Source organism: Testudinibacter crocodili, from assembly GCF_006228025.1.
GTDB lineage: Bacteria > Pseudomonadota > Gammaproteobacteria > Enterobacterales > Pasteurellaceae > Chelonobacter.
Genome location: NZ_VDHF01000083.1, coordinates 1 through 1,484 on the forward strand (window position 1 = coordinate 1; position 1,484 = coordinate 1,484).

General features: G+C 34.8%; 1 protein-coding gene. It reads right to left on the minus strand.

Annotated elements, in window-relative coordinates; all coding sequences use genetic code 11:
• Nucleotides 1–1,438: sugar ABC transporter ATP-binding protein (locus FHQ23_RS09410; RefSeq protein WP_139614100.1), on the minus strand; the 1,438-nt coding region annotated here is incomplete at its 3' end.
• Nucleotides 1,439–1,484: the final 46 nt, after the last annotated feature.

Here is a 1,484-nt window from a genome sequence, read left to right on the forward strand (position 1 = left end):
CGTTTATTTTTCCATTTTTCAAGACAATAACCCTATCACTCATGCCAATAATTTCTGAAAGCTCTGAGGAAACCATAATGATAGATTTACCTCTTTGGGCAAAATCTGACATAAAATGATATATTTCTTTTTTTGCACCAACATCAATTCCCCTTGTAGGTTCATCAAGCAACAAAATTTCAGGTTCTAACAATGCCCACTTACCTAAAATCACTTTTTGTTGATTGCCGCCACTTAAATTAATCACTAACTGCTCTTCATTTGGGGTTTTAATATTAAATTTATTAATCATTTCTCGTGTGCGCGTTTTAGATTTAAGTTGATTAATAAAATGAAAACGGCTGATTTGGTCTAAGGAAGATAAATCAATGTTTTCAGCGACAGAACGACATAAAACCAAACCGCTTGCTTTTCTGTCTTCAGTCACATAAGCCAATCCTAAATTAATCGCTTTTTTAACTGAGTGTCGCTCGAGTTTCTGCCCCTGAAAATAAATACTGCCTTGATCCGCTTGTTCCAAACCAAAAATAATATCCAATAATTCGCTTCTTCCCGAACCAACTAGGCCGTAAATACCTAAAATCTCACCCTGTCGAAGTTGAAAATTAATTTGATGTAATTTATTTTTCCAACTTAATGAATTAACTTCTAATACGATGTCATCCGATGGTATATTAAATTTTGCAAACTCTTGACTTAGCTCTCCTCCGATAATATGTTCGATTAATCTTTCTCTGGTTATATCCTGAATTGCGCCTTCACAAATATAACTACCATCACGAAAAATCGTAAACATATCCGCTAATTCAAAAATTTCTGATAAACGATGGGAAACATAAATTATCCCCTTACCCCTTTCTGCCAATGCTCTTATTGACTGAAACAGTTTCTGAACATCTTCTTCGCCAATTGCAGAGGTTGGTTCGTCCATAATGATAATATCGGCATTGGCGTGTGATAAGGCTTTTGCTATTTCAACTAACTGTTGTTCTGCAACACTTAAATCACGCATTTTTGCTTGTGGTGAAATATCATTAAATCCTAAATCATCTAATAAATTTTGTGCCTGCTGATTTAATTGTGAAAAATCAACAAAACCCATCTTTTTTGGTTCATTGCCTAAATAAATATTTTCTGCTACAGACAAATCAGGGATTGTACTCAGCTCTTGCTGTACTATCGTAATTCCCGCAGCTAGTGCTTGTTTTGGATTGTCAAAATGTTGCTCTTTACCATTGACAAAAACATGTCCACTATCCGGCGTGATAAAACCCATTAAAATGCTAAGAAATGTCGATTTCCCTGCACCATTACCACCACACAAAGCATGAATTGACCCCCGTTTTAGAATAAATTCCGCTCGCTTTAAGGCTACGACTTCACCAAACGCCTTACGCACACCGGTAACTTCTAATAAATAATCTGCTGTATTTTTCATATTTATTTCTCTAAATAATATTCTGTTAATAAACGTACATATTTAA